Origin of the sequence: Klebsiella sp. Shm-1 (genome assembly GCF_040804525.1) — a bacterium.
GTDB classification, from domain to species: Bacteria; Pseudomonadota; Gammaproteobacteria; order Enterobacterales; family Enterobacteriaceae; genus Klebsiella; species Klebsiella pneumoniae.
Genome location: NZ_CP161823.1, coordinates 38,877 through 55,193, shown reverse-complemented (window position 1 = coordinate 55,193; position 16,317 = coordinate 38,877). Strand labels below are relative to the sequence as shown.

Sequence of the window (16,317 nt, the reverse complement as noted above, 5' to 3'; positions counted from 1 at the left end):
GTGTTTTTTGAGTGGAACTTTCGTACTCAACTTAAGGCAGGTCACGCAGGCTGTCCGGTTCGAAAATCCGGCGTCAGATATGAGTTTTATTTATAATGTGAGGGATACGACAAAAACCAGCCAGCAAAAAACCCGCAGCCAACGGCGGCGGGTCAGGGCAAGAGCAGCGTTTAGTGCTTCGGAATAATTAAATCGCCGCGCAGCGGGCTGCCGCCCGGGTTGTCCGTTTTCTCGGTCAGCCAGTTGACGATCCGCGATGCCATCGCGTCCATGGAATATTCAATCGCCGGGATAGTCGGGATACCGGGCAGCTGTAACGATCCGGCGAGGCTAAACACCATGACATTTTGCGGAACGGCGCGGTTAAACGCCTGCAGCTGCGGCACCACGCGCTGCGCCTGCTGTTCATCGCTCACCAGCAGCGCGTTAAAGTTCAGCGTCGTGGCGTTATTGACCAGCTCCTGCACCGCCACCGACGGCGAGGTATTATCCAGAAACACCAGGTTGCGATTAAACGGCAAAAAGTTTTTTTCCAGCGCGTGCTTGTAGCCCAGCAGCACCTGGTCGGCAAAGCCGCTGCTCTGCGGATGAATCAGCGCAATCTGCCGTCTCCCCTGGCTAATCAGATAGTGACAGGCGGTTTCGGCGGCGAAAGCATGATCGAACTGAATACTGTTGTCGCCTTCGCTATCGAGGCAGTCCACCAGCACCACGTCCGGGCGGTTAATATTCAGAGGAAAACGCGCACCGATGATTAGCACGTTATCGCACAGCCCGCAGGTCAACTCCTCCAGAGAGTTCATCACGCCGTGGCTGGTGTTGGCGAAGCGCAGCAGCAGGTGTTTCTGGTGCTGGCTGAGCTGTTTTTCCAGGGCGTAGAGATAACTGGTGGTTTGGTTGATGTTGTCCTGGGCGCAGATGACGCCGATGCAGCCGGTGGACTGGCTGAGCAACGACTGGGCTATCATGTTTGGCCGGTAATTGAGCGCTTCCGCCGCCTGCAGCACCGCCTGACGACTGGCTTCCTTCACGCCACGTGAGCCGCTCAACACTCGCGACACCGTGGCTTTGGAAACCCCGGCAAGTCGTGAAACATCATTGATTGTCGACATCATTTTCCCCTGCGCGGGCGCCGCGTCCCGCCAAAATCCTGTAAACCTGAATCGCTTCAATTATGACCAGCGCAGTATATCCATTTCGCCATTTGTTTGGAAACCGATTTTCCATTTCAGCGCAAAACATCGCCAAATCGACAGAATAATGTGAGCGAAATCCAATAAATCCGCCCTATAAGCAGGAGATCTTGACCACTATCACAGTTCTGCTTTTTATAAATGGAAACCGGTTTCCGTCTGATATCAAATCACCCACGCAATAACTTTTTACATTTTGAGGATGGTCGTCGATGTACAAGATTATGCTGTGCTGCTCTGCCGGGATGTCCACCAGTCTGCTGGTCAGAAAGATGGTTGAGGCGGCGAATGAACGTGACCTGCCGGTGCAGATTGACGCCTATGGCGTTTCCGAATTTGACATGCAGTTTCCGCAGTATCAGGTGGTGTTGCTTGGCCCCCAGGTGAAATACATGTTGAAAACCCTGTCTGACAAAGCGGCTTCCCTGAACATTCCCGTTCAGCCCATCGATACGATGGACTACGGTATGCAGCGGGGAGACAACGTCCTGAATTATGCTCTGTCGCTGATCCCAGCGGCGCACTGAGAGGTGTTGAAATGAGTTCTCTGTATCAGTCCATGATTGCCGTGATCGAGCAATCTATTACTCCGCTGGCAGGACGCCTTGGGCAGCAGAAATACGTTATCGCTATCCGCGATGGCTTCACTGCCGCCTTGCCGTTTATGATCATCGGCTCTTTCATGCTGGTATTTATCTTTCCGCCGTTTTCACCCGATACCACCAACGGCTTTGCCCGCGGCTGGCTTGATTTCTCCCAGCACTACCGCGAACAGCTGATGCTGCCGTTTAACCTCAGCATGGGCGTGATGACCTTCTTTATCTCGGTCGGCATTGGCGCCAGCCTCGGTCGTCAGTTTCAGCTCGATCCGGTGATGTCCGGTCTGCTGGCGTTTATGGCTTTCCTGCTGGTCGCCGCGCCCTATGCCGATGGCAAAATTTCCACTCAGTATCTGTCCGGTCAGGGCATTTTCACCGCGCTGATCACCGCCATCTACTCCACCCGCGTTTACGCGTGGCTGAAGCAAAACAACATTACGATTCGTCTGCCGAAAGAGGTCCCCACCGGCGTCGCCCGTTCGTTTGAAATCCTGATCCCGGTGCTGGTGGTTATTGCGACTCTGCATCCGCTGAATCTGTTTATCGAAGCGCAGACCGGGATGATCCTGCCGCAGGCGATCATGCATCTGCTGGAGCCGCTGGTTTCCGCCTCCGACTCGCTGCCGGCGATTTTGCTCTCTGTTCTGATGTGCCAGATTTTCTGGTTCGCCGGTATCCACGGCTCGCTGATTGTTACCGGCATTATGAACCCGTTCTGGATGGCCAACCTGTCGGCAAACCAGGCGGCGCTGGCGGCTGGCACGGTACTGCCGCACGTCTACCTGCAGGGCTTCTGGGATCACTATCTGCTGATTGGCGGCGTCGGTTCTACCCTGCCGCTGGCCTTCCTGCTGCTGCGTAGCCGGGCCACCCATCTGCGCACCATCGGCAAGATGGGCATCGTGCCGAGCTTCTTTAATATCAACGAGCCGATTCTGTTCGGAGCGCCGATCATCATGAACCCGATGATGTTTATCCCCTTCGTCTGCGTACCGATGGTCAACGCGGTGCTGGCTTACGGCGCGACGCGTCTTGGCTGGCTGAGCCAGGTGGTGTCGCTGACGCCGTGGACTACGCCGGCCCCAATTGGCGCGTCGTGGGCGGCTAACTGGACCCTGAGCCCGGTGGTGATGTGTCTCATCTGCATGGTGATGTCGGCGGTCATTTACCTGCCGTTCCTGCGCGCTTATGAACGTTCCTTAATGAAAACCGAAGTTGAGAAAGCCAAAAATAGCGTTCCGGTAGCAGAAACCGTTAGCTAATCCCTCTCCTTCCGGAGAGATAATAAGATGACAGCGTAATAATGCAGAAAATGGACTTTCACTGCATTATTAAATAATAAATACCTCAGGAATACACATGATGGAATTAGAAGATGCGGTAATGGAAATTATCGTTAATGCGGGACAGTCACGCTCATTATGTTTTGAAGCGCTGCATGCGGCCCGAACCGGAAATATCGACGAAGCGCGCTTACTCTTAAACGAGGCCGACGGTTACGCCCGCCGGGCGCATCAGATGCAGACCCAGCTCATCGGGCAGGATGCCGGTGAAGCGCGTCAGCCCATGACGCTGATTATGGTACATGCCCAGGATCATTTGATGAATTCGCTGCTGGCCCGCGAGTTCTCAGAAGAATTAATCCATCTGTACCAGCGTTAATTAATATGGAATAACGTTAGCGAGAATATTATTCTCCGGCGTCGCTGTACCCTAAAAAACAAATCAGCTTATTTTGGCTATTTATTCTAGCCAGAATGGGATGGTTATTATCTGAAATATATTAATTATTAAAGCGAGATAACCATGAATACTGTAAAAAAACTGCCTTTAGCCATGGCGGTGGTCGCCGCGCTGTGCCCAATTTCTGTCATGGCGCAAGAATTTACGCAGGAACAGATCGACGCCATCGTCGCCAAAGCCGTTGATAAAGCGCTGGCCGACCGCCAGGCAAAAATCGACGCCGCGGCCAACAAAAAGGTCGACGTGATTACTAACCCGGAAACCACCGCCGCCTCGCCGGATATGGCCATTCCTTTCGGCCTCAAGTTCAGCGGCTATGCCCGCTATGGCGCCCACTTCCAGACCGGCGACCAGAAATATGTCGGCGTCGACGGCTCCTATAACGGCGCCTCGGCGATCGGCCGTCTGGGCAACGAAAGCAACGGCGGCGAATTCCAGATCAGCAAGGCCTTCAAAAGCGCGCAGGGGGCTATCTGGGATCTTAACGTGATGTTCGACCACTGGAGCGACGAAGTTAACCTGAAGAAGGCCTACGTCGGGGTCACCAACGTGCTGGAATCCAACCCCAACGCCTATATCTGGGCCGGCCGCGACTTCCACCAGCGTCCGCAACAGGGGATCAACGACTACTTCTGGATGAACCACGACGGCCAGGGCGCCGGGGTGAAGAACTTTGATATCGGCGGCGTGCAGTTCGACGTGGCGGCGGTCTCGCAGGTGAAATCCTGCAGCCCGGAAGTGATGGCCGACGAGACCAACCCGTCGCGCATCACCTGTACCGGCAGCTCCGACACCGGCGACAACGGCCACTACGCGCTGACCACCAAAACCCACAACATCAAGGCCGGGCCGATCGACGTCGAGGTGTACGCCAACTACGGCTTTGACTCAAAGGCGGTGGACAGCGACGCGCGTCTCGAAGCCTGGCAGGGCGGGCTGGTGCTGAGCCACACCAACGACAGCGGGGTAAACAAGGTGATCCTGCGCTACTCCGACAACTCGGATAACAGCGTCTACAACAAAACCGACGACCTGACCACGGTCTACGCCAGCTTCGAGGGCAGCCATAAGTTCACCCAGCAGGCGCAGATCGAATACCTGCTGGCTTTCCACGACTACGACAACGGCAAAGATAATACCGACAACCGCAAAAACTACGGCGCCATCGTCCGGCCGATGTACTTCTGGAACGACGTGCACTCCACCTGGCTGGAAGCGGGCTACCAGCGCGTGGATTACGACCAGGGCGGGGATAACCACGGCTGGAAGCTGACGCTGTCGCAGAACATCGCCATCGGCATGGGGCCGGAGTTCCGTCCGATGCTGCGCTTCTACGTGACCGGCGGCCAGGTGGACAACGAGCATACCGCGAAGGTCAACAACACCAAAGACCAGCAGCTGGATTCGCTGAACGTCGGCGGGATGTTTGAGGCGTGGTTCTGATGCGATAGCGTTGTCGAAGGAGCGTTCCCGGCTGGCGCTACGCTTAGCCGGGCTACGACTGAGGAGGCCTGCGGGATTCCACCCCCAGGCCCGCGCAAGCGCAGCGCCGCCGGGCGGTCAGGCACCGTACCCGCGGTTGTGCCGGATGGCGGCATACATGCCTTATCCGGCCTACGTTCCTGAGGAAGCCTGCGGGACCCCACCCCGTAGGCCCAGCAAGCGCAGCGCCGCCGGGCGGTCAGGCGCTGTACCCGCGGCTGTGCCGGATGGCGGCATACATGCCTTATCCGGCCTACAGAAAATCGCCTTCCCCCCAAACAGCTCCGCCGGGCAGTCAGCCCCGTGCCCTGGTGGCGTCATCAATTCTTTATCTCTGGCTTAATCGGCGGGCGATACGCTCAAGCTTCATCATCAACAGCAGCGTGACGCCCACCAGCACAATGGTCAGCGCCGAGCCATCGGCGATATTGCCGCGATCGGTGAGGCTGAAAATGGTCACCGGCAGCGTCGTCCAGCCCGGCGGATAGATCATCACCGTCGCCCCTAGCTCTCCCATCGACAACGACAGGCTCAGCGCCAGCGCCGAGATCATCCACGGCGTCATCAGCGGCAGTGTCACATGGCGCAGGCGATACCACGGCGAAGCGCCCAGGCTGGAGGCGACGTTTTCAATATCAGCGGAAATACGCGCCAGCCCGGTCGTTACGTTGCTGAAGGTAAAGGCGGAGATCAGCACGAAGTGCGCCGCCAGAACGATAAAGAAGGTGCCGTTCATCTGCAGCGGCCCCTGGCTGAACGCCACCAGAATGCCCAGCCCGACGGAAACCGAGGGGATGGCGCTGGGCAGATAAAACGCCAGGCCAAGATATTTCTGTAGCGTCGCGCCATACTGGCGCAGCGCCAGCGCCGCCCACATCCCGCACAGCAGCGCCAACAGGCTGGCGCAGAAGCCCACCATCAGGCTCGAAAACAGCGAATCCCACGCCGCGCCGCGAAAGGCGTTAACAAAGTGGGCAAAGGTAAAGCCGGTGGGCAGCAGGCCGTTCCATTGTTTACTCAGGCTGGAGAGTAAAATCACCGCCAGCGGCAGCAGGAAAACGCCGGCAAAAAGCGTCACCGCCAGCGCGCCCGCCGCCGCGCGGCCTTTACGCGACCAAATCAACATCGTTAACTCCTTACGCCAGTGCGCGCCGCCGCCAGCCGATAGAGCATAAACAGCCCCAGCGACAGCAGAATATTGATCAGCGCAATCATGCAGGCCACGCTGTAATCCGACTCCAGAATCGCCTTGCTGTAGACCATCATCGGTAGGGTATTGACCCCTTTGGCGCCAATAAACAGCACGATCCCGAACTCGTTAGTGGTCAATAGCAGGCACAGGCTGCCGCCCGCCATCAGCGCCGGGAGCGCTGCCGGGAAGATAACCTGGGTAATCACCCATAACGGATGAGCGCCGAGAATACTCGCCGCTTCCAGCTGGCTCTTATCTATCTGCCGCAGTCCCGCCATCAACGGACGCATCACTAGCGGCGTAAAGACGGTAATCTCCGCCAGAATCACGCCGTTAATCGAATAGAGGAAGTCTACCGGCGGCAGTTCAAAAGCAAACAGCGCCATCAGGGTGCCGTTGAGCAGCCCCGCCGAGCCGTAAATAAAGGTGAATGCGAGAGTGATAAGAAAGGTCGGCAGCGCAATAAAAGTATCAATGACCCGGCCCACCAGTTGGCTGCCGGGGAACGGAATAAACACCAGAATCAGCGCCAGCACGCTGCCGAGCACCAGACAGCCAAGGGTGGCGAACACCGCAATCTGTAAGGTATTGAGCAGCGCGCCAATAAAGCGTTTTGAGTCAATCACCTGCCAGAAGGTCTCGAGGCTCAGGTTGCCGCTGGCGTCGCGCAGCGCCTGTTCGGCGATCAGCAGTAGCGGATAGAAAAACAGCGTCGCCAGCACCAGCAGCGGCAATGCCAGCCACAGGTAAGGCCGTAAGTTTCGCGCCGGACGCGCAAGCGTGAGGGTTTGCGCCATCATTGCACCTCGATCAGAACCGCATCGCCAGGTTCGAAGTAGAGCGCCAGCTTGTCCCCCGCGCGCGGCAGCGGGTTCACGTGGGTCATGACGATCCGCACCGCTTCGCCGGCAACATCGCACAGCAGATGCGTCAGATCGCCCTGCCAGTGTACCGAGGTCAGGGTAGCATTGAGACGATTACTGGTTGCCGATCGCGGCGCCAGGCTCATGTGCTGCGGGCGAATGCATAACAGCTTGTTGTTGCCATGCAGGCCGCCCCGGCTGAAGGCGTTAATCAGGCCGCCGCCGCAGCTCACGCTAACCAGCCCCGGCTCGGGGCTGTCTTTCAGCGCCGTCGCCTGCAGGATATTGGCGCGGCCGAGGAATTCGGCGCTAAAGCGGTTCGGCGGATAGTGGTACAGCTCGTGCGTTTCACCGTGGGCGATCAGCGACCCGTCTTTCATGATGCCGATTTTGTCCGCCAGGGTCAGCGCTTCGGTCTGATCGTGGGTGACGTAGAGAATGGTCAGTTCCGGCAGTTCGCGATGCAGACGGGCAATCTCTTCCACCATGTTATGACGAATTTGCGCATCCAGCGCCGACAGCGGTTCATCAAGCAACAGCACCCGAGGACGCACGGCAATCGCGCGGGCTATCGCCACGCGCTGCTGCTGGCCGCCGGAAAGCTGATGCGGGTAGCGGGTGGCGTAATCCGCCATGCCGACGATTTTTAAGGCTTCAGTCACCCGCTCGGCGATAAGCCCCCTGGGCTGCTTTTGCGCCCGCAGGCCGAAAGCAACGTTATCTTCCACCTTCATATGCGGGAACAGCGCGTAGTTCTGCACCACCATCGCCAGCCCGCGTTTGTACGGCGGCAACTGGGTGACGTCAGTATCGCCGATCAGGATCCGCCCGCCAGCCGGTTGCACAAAACCGGCAATCGCCCGCAGCACCGTGGTTTTCCCGGAACCGGAAGGGCCAATCAGCGCCAGCACCTCACCGGGCTCAATGGTCAATGACAGCGGTTTTAAGACCACGTTGCCGTGGTATGAAACGCGCAGCGAGTCCAGGGTGATCCCGGACGTCCCCGCCAGCGACGGGGAAGAAGTGACGGTGGTTTTCATCAACATCAGGCTTACTCGCTATCGGTCACTTTATGCCAGCGGGCAATGTCAGCCGACAGCGATACCGCGACATCGTCCCAGTTCGGCTCCCAGCTCTTCACGCCGTCGAGCGCCGCTTTCGCCGCCTTAAAGTTAGCATCATCCGGCGCCACATCGCTGCGTACCGGCAGGCCCCAGGAGCGCGCGCTGACGCTGGATTGCGCCGGTTTATCCAGCAGGAAATTGATCAGCTTCTTGCCGTTTTCGCTGTTCGGTCCGTTCTGTACCAACCCGATGGTGTAGGGCAGCGCCAGCGCGCTGCGCTCGCCTTTGTCATCCGCCGGCCAGAAAATTTTAACGTTCGGGTTACGCGCCATCTGCGACAGGTTCATCTGCAGATCGCCGTTGGCGACGTACAGCTCGCCTTTGTTGACCAGCGCCGTCAGCTTACCGGTCGAGGCCGATGGGCCAACGTTATTGGCCTGCAGCTTACCCAGATACGCAAAACCGGCGTCTTTACCGCCGAGGCTATGGAACGCCTGCAGCATCACCGCGGTACCGTCGCCCGCCTGACCCGGCGTGGAGTACTGCAACTTGTTCTTGTAGCGGCTATCCAGCAGATCCTGCCAGCTGGCCGGCGCGGTTTTCAGCAACTGGCTGTTATAGATGAAGGTCAGATAGTTGTTCACCAGCGGCGCGTAACGGTCGTTAGCGCCGGGGATCTGCGCGCTTCCCTGCGGGGTAAAGGTTGCCAGCAATTGCTCTTTCGCGGCGCGCTGGATAAACGGCGGCACCGTGACCAGCACATCAGCCTGCGGATTGGTGCGCTCCTTGGCCAGACGCTCGACGATCGCGCCGGAGCCGCCTTCCACATACTGCACTTTAATGCCCGTCGCTTTGGTGAAGGCAGCAAACTGGCTCTGATACCAGCTGTTATCGCCGTCATGCAGGCCGTCGGCGGAGTAAACCGTGACGACGCCGTCCGCCCAAACCGGAGAGCTGGTCAGCGCGAACAGGGACAGCAGAGCAAGTCGGGAGAGTTTCATCGTGTAAGCCTCATCGCAGTTAGTTATTCTGGTGTAGACCAGATTTGCCTTCACGCTACCGATGGTTTATGACAAAACGATGAAAGAAGTGTGTCGAAGGAGTTAAAACGAGCGGGATGCGTAGCCCCGGTAAGCGCTAGCGCCACCGGGGAGATCAAAAAATTTAACTAATAAAATCAATGGGTATCGACTTCGATCCGCAGGCTGTCATGCCGCCAGTATTCAATATCATAATCGAGAATACGCCCATGCTGATCGTAATTCAGCCGGCGTAACAGCAGCGCCGGGCGCCCCTCCATCACCCCCAGCGCCTCGGCGGCCTGCGGCGGCATTGAGGTGGGATAAAACGACAGATGCATACTGGTATAGATCAGGTCGTAGTGAGTTTGATAAATCTCGGTCAGACTGCCGTTGAGATCGTGGCGCAGCAGCTCAGGCACCCGCGCGGGCAGACAGTGGTTTTCGCAGTAGCACACCGGCCGGCCGTCGGCATAGCGCAGCCGGGTCAGCAGGTAGACCTGATCGAAGGGCTGCAGCGCCAGCGGCGCCATTACGTCCAGCGGCACGGCAGCCAGGCGGCCATCAAGCAGCACCGTTTTCGGTTCGCGCCCCTGCTCGAGACACAGCTTGTGGAAGTTGGTATTTTGCGTCGGATCCAGCCATAGACGCTCCGGCGTCACGAACCAGCCGCGACGGTCGGCGCGGTAAATCACGCCGCTGGCCTCCAGCTGCGCCAGGCTCTCACGCACCGTAATCCGGGTCGTGTTGAACAGCGCGCACAGCTCGCGCTCGGAAGGCAGCTTGTCGCCGCTTTTGAGGGCGCCGTTTTGAATACGCGCCTGCAGCTGCGCCTTAATCATCAGATATTGCGGCATCTCGCCAGAGGGTGATTTCATGTTTACTCACTGCCACTTTTCGTGCGCTCATTATACATAGCCAGATGAATTTTTTGTTGCAGCGCCACATTTCCTTTGACCCTTTCCCGGCTTTGTCTCCATGATAACTATAAATCTGGTATAGACCAAATGGTGAGACAAATGACTTCACGAAATTACCTGCTGCTGACCCCCGGCCCGTTAACCACCTCCCGTACGGTGAAAGAGGCGATGTTGTTCGATAGCTGCACCTGGGATGATGATTACAATCTCGGCGTGGTACAGACCATTCGCCAGCAGCTGGTGCAGTTGGCTACCCCGGCCGACGGTTATACCGCAGTGCTGCTGCAGGGTAGCGGCAGCTACGCGGTCGAAGCGGTGCTCGGCAGCGTCATCGGCGAACAAGGCAAAGTGCTAATCGTCAGCAATGGCGCCTATGGCGCGCGTATGATTGAGATGGCGCAACTGATGGGCATCGCCTGCCACCCTTACGACTGCGGCGAAGTCTCCCGTCCGGACGCGGCGGCGATCGAACAGATCCTGCAGAACGACCCGGCGATCACCCATATCGCGATGGTACACAGCGAAACCACCACCGGTATGCTGAATCCGATCGAAGAGGTGGCCGAACTGGCGAAACGGTACGATAAACGCTATATCGTCGATGCGATGAGCAGCTTCGGCGGCATTCCACTGGATATCGCCGCGCTGAATATTGATTACCTGATAAGCTCCGCCAATAAATGCATTCAGGGCGTGCCGGGCTTTGCCTTCGTGATTGCCCGTGAAGCGGAGCTGGCCGCCTGCAAAGGCCGTTCACGCTCGCTGTCGCTGGATCTGTACGCCCAGTGGCGCTGCATGGAGGACAACCACGGCAAGTGGCGCTTCACCTCGCCGACCCATACCGTGCTGGCCTTCGCCCAGGCGCTGAAAGAGCTGGCGCAGGAGGGCGGCGTCAGCGCTCGCCATCAGCGCTACCGCAACAATCAGCGCCGGCTGGTCGCCGGGATGCGCGCGCTCGGCTTCCGGCCACTGCTCGACGATAGCCTGCACTCGCCGATCATTACCGCCTTTTATTCACCGGATGCGCCGCAGTATCGCTTTCACACCTTCTACCAGAAGCTGAAAGATCAGGGCTTCGTTATCTATCCGGGCAAAGTATCGCAAAGCGACTGCTTCCGCATCGGCAACATTGGCGAAGTCTACGACGCCGATATCACCGCCCTGCTGGCGGCTATCGACAACGCCATGTACTGGAAACAATAAGGAACCGCCATGAACCGTATTAGCGCACTGATCCTTGACTGGGCAGGCACCACCGTAGACTTCGGCTCTTTCGCCCCGACGCAAATCTTCGTCGAGGCCTTCCGCCAGGCCTTCGATATTGAGATCACCCTTGAAGAGGCCCGCGTGCCGATGGGGCTTGGCAAGTGGCAGCACATTGAGGCGCTGGGCAAACTCCCCGCTGTCGATAGCCGCTGGCAGGCCAAATTCGGCCGCGCGATGACGGCCGCGGATATCGATGCGATCTACGCCGCGTTTATGCCGCTGCAAATCGCTAAGGTTGTCGATTTTTCCGCACCGATTGCCGGCGTGGTCGACACCATCGCCACGTTTCGCGCCGAGGGCCTGAAGATCGGCTCCTGCTCGGGCTATCCGCGCCCGGTGATGGAAAAGCTGGTACCGGCCGCCGCCGCCCAGGGCTACGCCCCGGACCACTGGGTCGCCACCGATGACCTTGCCGCCGGCGGTCGTCCGGGCCCGTGGATGGCGCTGCAGAACGTGATTACCCTGGGCATAGACGATGTGGCCCACTGCGTGAAGGTCGACGACGCCGCGCCGGGCATCAGCGAAGGGTTACATGCCGGGATGTGGAGCGTCGGGCTGGCGGTGTCCGGTAACGAATTCGGCGCTACCTGGGAGGAGTACCAGGCGATGTCGAAAGCGGAAATCGCCACCCGCCGCGAGCGGGCGGCAGGCAAACTGTATGCCGCCGGGGCGCATTATGTGGTTGATACCCTGGCGGACCTGCCGGAAGTGATTGCCGACATCAATGCCCGGCTGGCAAAAGGCGAGCGGCCTTAAGCGGGTGAATTCACCTTCACTTTGGCCGCCACCAGCAGGCCGGTAAACAGCATCAATATCCCTGACAACACCAGCGGCGACAGCAGCCCTAAGTGGTCAAGCGCAATGCCGCCGACCGCGGCGCCGCAGGTGTTGGCCAGCTGGATCACCGCCACCTGAATCGACCCGGCTTTTTCCGCCTGATCGGAGAGGGAACGGGTGATCCACGTTGACCACCCCACCGGGATCAGCGCAAACGCGAAGCCCCAGATAATCGCCACCGTCGAGGCGATGATTTTGCTCTCTCCCCACAGCACCAGCGCCACCGCGCAGGCGGTCAGCACCAGCGGCGCGATCGCCAGCGCCGCTTTTACCGAACGCTTGAGCAGCACCGAGGAGAGCGAGGTGCCGATAAAGCTGGCGATACCAAAGCTCAGCAGCACCAGCGTCAGGCCGTCGACGTCAAAACCGGCGAGGGTCATGTAAACCGGGCGAATATAGGTAAAGAAGGCGAACTGTCCGGCAAAGGCCATGAAAATGGCGCACATTCCGGCCATCACCCCCGGACGCTTCAGCAGACCAAACATATTTTGCTGCTGAGAAGCCGATTCACCGGGCAGCGACGGCAGCGCTTTCAGCACCCAGAGCGTACACAGCACGCCCATCACCGCCGCGCCGTTAAAGACGTTGCGCCAGCCGATAAGCCCGCCAAGGAAACTGCCCAATGGGGCAGCAATTACCAGCGCGATCGATACCGCGCCGAAAATAATCGATAGCGCTTTCGGCACCACGCGCATCGGCACCAGCCGCATGGTCAGCGATGCGGACATCGCCCAGAAACCGCCGAGCGCCAGGCCCAGACAGGCGCGCCCCAGTAGTAGCAGGGTGAAGCTATCAGCGAAAGATACCAGCAGGCAGGAAAGGGTCAGCAGCAGCGAAAACAGGATAACCACGTAGCGGCGATCGGTTTTACCTATCACCGTGGTGATAAACAGGCTGGAAAACATCGCGACGAATGCCGTCGTCGTCACCGACTGCCCGGCCATCCCTTCGGAGATGCCTAAATCCAGCGCCATCGGCGTCAGCAGACTGACCGGTAGAAATTCGACGGTAATCAGGCAGGCAACGCAGAAAGCAACCGCGAAGACCGCCGACCAGTTTGGTCGCGCCAGCTCGCGTGCATGGGGTTTGGTTTCATTTGAATGACTCATGAGTGACCTGCGAAGAAAGTGGCGGAAAGCTGCGCAGTGTAACATTTTGTTTGTGACGCATTTAACGTTTTCGCAACTCTCATCGCTTTTCATAAGAGGATGCGTAGCTGCTCGTATGTTTAAAAAAACGTTGCTTGCTATCGCTTTAACAAATCTCAGGAGAATTTAATATAGCACTATGTGCTATACTTTTAACGACAGGATGTCAGCAATGCGTATCTTCAAAACCAAATGGTTCGCCAGAGAGGCTAGCTCTCATGGCATTTCCGACGACGAGCTCTATCAGGCAATTCAATCTGCGCTTCAGGGCAAGGTGGTTGATTTAGGAGGAGGGGTTTATAAAAAGCGACTCAACAAGAATCGCGATCGCGCAATCATCCTTACCAAAAAAGCGCAGAGTATTGGTTTTATACCTTTCTATATGCCAAACAGGATATGGCCAATATCAACCATCGCGAATTAATGGGGATTCGTGAGTTAGCAAAACACTATGCCAATCTCTCTGAAGAGAAAACGACGGCCTTAGTTAAAAGTAAAGAATTAGTGGAGATTTGCGATGACAGCAAAAAATAAATACAAAAGCCCGGCTTTCGAAGCGATCCATAGCGCTGCGTCGGGGCTATTCAGCGTTGGCGCAATCCCACAGGAAACAATGCGCCATTTTGATGAATCATGTCTCGGTAGCGTAGCCGCACTTCAACCCATTGAAATTAAAGCGCTACGTGAACAACTCAATGTTAGCCAACCCGTGTTCGCTCGTTATCTGAATACCAGCGTGTCTACCGTGCAAAAATGGGAGACTGGCGCTAAGCGACCAAGCGGAATGTCATTAAAATTGCTTAGCGTCGTACAAAAACACGGCCTGAAAATCCTACTGTAGTTATCCTGCCGGATGGCGCTTACGCTTATCCGGCCTGCAAGTGACGAGTGCGGAAACCGTAGGCCGGATAAGGCGCAGCCGCCATCCGGCACAAAAAGCGATGAACCCCAGGCCGAATAACTATGAGATCAGTGCAGCCAGTGCACGCCGTCTTCCGGGAGAAACAGGTCGTTATAGCGCTGCTGAAGGTTATGCAAATCGCTCATATCCGGATCCAGCTCGCGCAGAAACCCTTGCGCCAGGCGGATCTGCGCCTCGGTGATCGGCGCCGCTAAACGCGCTTTTTGCATCAGGCGATACCAGTAATGCAGGTTTTTTTCGCTGGCGTCGACAATCGCGACCTGCCAGATGAGCAGCACCTGGGCGGCGTTCTGCAGATGTGCTTCATTCGGCCGCTCCAGGTAACGCAAATACTCATTACCGGCGGTTTTTCCCAGCTGATCGATCATCGATTCCAGCGGGACAGGCGTGATGCCGAGGCGTTCGCTCAGGCGGCGGATCGCGCGGCGTGAATCAGAGGTAAGCACCCGAAATCCCACAACAAACACCACTACCAGGGTGGCCAGTCCTATCCAGATCATGCATCCTCTCATCCAATCGCAGCCTGACTATCATAATGGGAATTTGCCTGCTGTCGACTGTCGGACCTGGCATAATGCGCAAGAAATAAAAAAGCCCGGCGCGAAGGCCGGGCAAGGTTACCAAATACCTGGTGAATCAGGCGGTCTGCAAAATACGGTTCTTTTTCTCGCGGCGAATTTTACGCTCTTCAAAGATAGCCACGATGGCCATCAGGCAGATACAGCCGACGGCGGCGGCGTCCAGCGCCGCAAAGGTGCCGGCCCAGCCGGTCAGGCCGAAGACCGGGGTGCCGTCGGCGATCATCCCAAGACCCAGTTTGGCGAAGCTATCGCCGATCAGATAGGCGAAGGTGCCCTTGATCCCATCGGCGGCGCCGATCGCTTTTTTCGGTACGAAACCGACGGCGGCGACGCCGATCAACAGCTGCGGACCAAACACCAGGAAGCCCAGCGCAAACAACGAGGCCAGATAGACGTACTGGTTGCTGGCATGTTGGTAAACCCCGAGGGTGGCGATAATCAGCGCCAGCGCGATGCAGGCCACCAGCGCGCGGCGACCGTTGGCCAGATCCGACAGCCAGCCCCACAGCAGCGTGCCGACCAGCGCGCCGACCTCAAACAGGGTAAAGCCCTGAATCGCCACCTCTTTCGACAGCTTCAGCTCCTGGAAGGCGTACACGGTGGACCACTGATCGATACCGATACGCACCACGTAGAGGAAGATGTTGGAGAAGCACAGCAGCCAGATCACTTTGTTTTTCAGCACGTACTCAACAAAGATCTGCCACTTGGTCATCGCATTTTCTTCGGTCTCTTTGTCCTCTTCGCTGATCGCTTCGCCAAACAGCTCTTCCGCCGTGCCGAGGCCGTAGGATTCCGGAGAGTCGCTACCGTAGCGCAGGCCGATAAAGCCAACGATCAGCGCAATAATCGACGGGAAGATAAACATGCCGATCACATGGCCGTCGAACAGATAGTTGGCGCCAAACAGCGCCACGCCCGCCGCGCCCGCGCCGCCGAGGTTGTGGGAGATATTCCAGAAGCCGAGGAAAGTGCCGCGTTTGCGTCTGGGCGTCCACTTGGTGATGGTGGAATAGCTGCACGAGCCGCCGGTGCTCTGGAAGAAACCGCTCAGCGCATAGAAGGCGATCATCAGGAACAGGCTGGTAGAACCCGCCCCCATGCTGGCGCTAAAGCCCAGCATACAGATGGCGGAGAGGATCAGCATAAACGGCAGGAACTGCTTGGTGTTTTTACCGTCGGCATAATAAGAGACCAGCGTCTTGCCCACGCCGTAGGTGATGGAGAAGCCCAGGCCAATCATCCCCAGCTGCGTCATGCTCAACCCGTAGGTGGAGATCATGTCGTTCTGCGCGATGTTAAAGTTCTTGCGGATCAGGTACATGGTCAGGTAGCCGATGAAAACCACCAGATAGGACTGCATGAAAGGTTTGAACCACATTTTGCGCCGCACATCGAGCGGCAGATCCAGGGTCGGCTTGCGCACCTGATTCAGAAAGGCCAGCATGGGTATCTCCTGAGCTGATTTTTTATGCCTGCGTAATAACC

16 protein-coding genes and 1 pseudogene are annotated in these 16,317 nt (G+C 57.7%); 8 read left to right on the top strand and 9 right to left on the bottom strand.

Annotated features, from left to right (window positions below):
• Window positions 1-170: 170 nt before the first annotated feature.
• Window positions 171-1,112, bottom strand: a complete 942-nt coding sequence (locus AB1E37_RS00280) for a LacI family DNA-binding transcriptional regulator (protein ID WP_002923154.1) — start codon at window positions 1,110-1,112, stop codon at window positions 171-173.
• Window positions 1,113-1,405: 293 nt separating this feature from the next.
• On the opposite strand from AB1E37_RS00280, the gene AB1E37_RS00275 reads away from it, so the two are divergent.
• From AB1E37_RS00275 to AB1E37_RS00260, 4 genes are all read left to right on the top strand, one after another.
• A complete protein-coding gene (locus AB1E37_RS00275; protein ID WP_004145041.1) occupies window positions 1,406-1,720 on the top strand; it encodes a PTS sugar transporter subunit IIB in 315 nt (104 codons plus the stop codon).
• Window positions 1,721-1,731: 11 nt separating this feature from the next.
• Entirely contained in the window at window positions 1,732-3,054 is a 1,323-nt protein-coding gene (locus tag AB1E37_RS00270) for a PTS cellobiose transporter subunit IIC (protein WP_002923156.1), read from the top strand.
• Between the two features lie 97 nt (window positions 3,055-3,151).
• Entirely contained in the window at window positions 3,152-3,454 is a 303-nt protein-coding gene (locus AB1E37_RS00265) for a PTS lactose/cellobiose transporter subunit IIA (protein WP_016530292.1), read from the top strand.
• Between the two features lie 144 nt (window positions 3,455-3,598).
• Window positions 3,599-4,978 carry a carbohydrate porin gene (locus tag AB1E37_RS00260; protein WP_023279340.1) on the top strand — a complete coding sequence of 460 codons (1,380 nt, stop codon included), beginning with the start codon at window positions 3,599-3,601 and terminating at the stop codon, window positions 4,976-4,978.
• 367 nt (window positions 4,979-5,345) lie between these two features.
• On the opposite strand, the gene phnV is transcribed toward AB1E37_RS00260, so the two are convergent.
• From phnV to phnR, 5 genes are all read right to left on the bottom strand, one after another.
• Window positions 5,346-6,143, bottom strand: coding sequence for a 2-aminoethylphosphonate ABC transport system, membrane component PhnV (phnV, locus tag AB1E37_RS00255; protein ID WP_004145044.1), 798 nt, complete (start codon window positions 6,141-6,143; stop codon window positions 5,346-5,348).
• A 2-nt stretch (window positions 6,144-6,145) separates the two neighbouring features.
• A complete protein-coding gene (gene phnU / locus AB1E37_RS00250; RefSeq protein ID WP_032415829.1) occupies window positions 6,146-7,006 on the bottom strand; it encodes a 2-aminoethylphosphonate ABC transporter permease subunit in 861 nt (286 codons plus the stop codon).
• Window positions 7,006-8,118, bottom strand: a complete 1,113-nt coding sequence (phnT, locus tag AB1E37_RS00245) for a 2-aminoethylphosphonate ABC transport system ATP-binding subunit PhnT (protein WP_004150258.1) — start codon at window positions 8,116-8,118, stop codon at window positions 7,006-7,008. Before phnT ends, phnU begins: the two co-directional genes overlap by 1 nt.
• A 5-nt stretch (window positions 8,119-8,123) precedes the next feature.
• Window positions 8,124-9,137: a 2-aminoethylphosphonate ABC transporter substrate-binding protein gene (gene phnS / locus AB1E37_RS00240; RefSeq protein ID WP_023317386.1), complete on the bottom strand. Its 1,014-nt coding sequence runs from the start codon at window positions 9,135-9,137 to the stop codon at window positions 8,124-8,126.
• Window positions 9,138-9,313: 176 nt separating this feature from the next.
• Window positions 9,314-10,033, bottom strand: coding sequence for a phosphonate utilization transcriptional regulator PhnR (phnR, locus tag AB1E37_RS00235; protein ID WP_004145049.1), 720 nt, complete (start codon window positions 10,031-10,033; stop codon window positions 9,314-9,316).
• Window positions 10,034-10,174: 141 nt separating this feature from the next.
• Here phnR and phnW point away from each other — a divergent pair, with 141 nt between their 5' ends.
• Complete coding sequence (phnW, locus tag AB1E37_RS00230) at window positions 10,175-11,278, top strand: 2-aminoethylphosphonate--pyruvate transaminase (protein ID WP_004181579.1); 1,104 nt, start codon at window positions 10,175-10,177, stop codon at window positions 11,276-11,278.
• 9 nt (window positions 11,279-11,287) lie between these two features.
• A complete protein-coding gene (gene phnX, locus AB1E37_RS00225) occupies window positions 11,288-12,097 on the top strand; it encodes a phosphonoacetaldehyde hydrolase (protein ID WP_016532492.1) in 810 nt (269 codons plus the stop codon).
• Here phnX and nepI read toward each other — a convergent pair.
• The gene (nepI, locus tag AB1E37_RS00220; protein WP_004186250.1) at window positions 12,094-13,287 is read right to left on the bottom strand and encodes a purine ribonucleoside efflux pump NepI; all 1,194 of its coding nucleotides are present in this window, start codon (window positions 13,285-13,287) and stop codon (window positions 12,094-12,096) included. The two genes, phnX and nepI, sit on opposite strands and share 4 nt — an antisense overlap.
• Before the next feature lie 211 nt (window positions 13,288-13,498).
• Between nepI and AB1E37_RS00215 the strand changes: the two are divergent.
• Together AB1E37_RS00215 and AB1E37_RS00210 are read left to right on the top strand one after the other, a co-directional pair.
• Window positions 13,499-13,860: pseudogene (locus AB1E37_RS00215) on the top strand (type II toxin-antitoxin system RelE/ParE family toxin).
• A complete protein-coding gene (locus tag AB1E37_RS00210) occupies window positions 13,844-14,167 on the top strand; it encodes a DNA-binding transcriptional regulator (protein WP_004173862.1) in 324 nt (107 codons plus the stop codon). Before AB1E37_RS00215 ends, AB1E37_RS00210 begins: the two are co-directional and overlap by 17 nt.
• A gap of 128 nt (window positions 14,168-14,295) precedes the next feature.
• Here the strand turns inward: AB1E37_RS00210 and AB1E37_RS00205 are convergent, their stop codons facing one another.
• Together AB1E37_RS00205 and uhpT are read right to left on the bottom strand one after the other, a co-directional pair.
• Entirely contained in the window at window positions 14,296-14,748 is a 453-nt protein-coding gene (locus AB1E37_RS00205) for a DUF1198 domain-containing protein (protein WP_004181583.1), read from the bottom strand.
• Between the two features lie 136 nt (window positions 14,749-14,884).
• Window positions 14,885-16,276, bottom strand: coding sequence for a hexose-6-phosphate:phosphate antiporter (gene uhpT, locus AB1E37_RS00200; protein ID WP_002923280.1), 1,392 nt, complete (start codon window positions 16,274-16,276; stop codon window positions 14,885-14,887).
• Between the last annotated feature and the right edge of the window lie 41 nt (window positions 16,277-16,317).